We start from the raw sequence: 485 nt of genomic DNA, 5'->3' as shown, positions 1-485 counted from the left end.
GTCGGGTGTTGGAGATCGGCGTGGGTGCGGGTCTTCTCATGGCGCATTTGGCGTCGGGCGTGGAGGAGTACTGGGGCACGGATCTGTCGGCGCAGGTTATTGACGCACTGCGGGGCCAGGTGGCGGAGCGGCCTGAGCTGTCGGATCGTGTGACGTTGCGGGCGCAGGCCGCTGATGTGACGGAGGGGCTGCCGGAGGGTTTCTTCGACGTCGTCATCGTGAACTCGGTCGTCCAGTATTTCCCGCACGGCGACTACCTGGCAGAGGTCTTGCAAAAGGCGCTCTCCCTGGTGGTGCCTGGGGGTGCGGTCTTCGTCGGCGATGTCCGTGACCGGCGTCTGCTGCGTACTTTCCGTTCGGCGGTTCAGCTGCATGGTGCTGAGCCCGATTCCGATCCTGCGCGGCTTCGGCGTGCGATTGAGCAGGATGTGGTGCTGGAGAAGGAGCTGGTCGTCGACCCGGGCTTCTTCACGGCGTTCGCGGCG

At 65.4% G+C, this 485-nt stretch carries 1 protein-coding gene; it reads left to right on the top strand.

The window, feature by feature from the left end:
- A partial coding sequence (locus tag IH09_RS36230; protein WP_190233528.1) for an SAM-dependent methyltransferase occupies nucleotides 1-485 on the top strand: 485 nt, incomplete at both ends.

The sequence above is a fragment of the Streptomyces celluloflavus genome, from assembly GCA_000720995.1.
GTDB classification, from domain to species: domain Bacteria; phylum Actinomycetota; class Actinomycetes; order Streptomycetales; family Streptomycetaceae; genus Streptomyces; species Streptomyces celluloflavus.
This window is presented reverse-complemented; position numbering and strand designations above follow the sequence as displayed.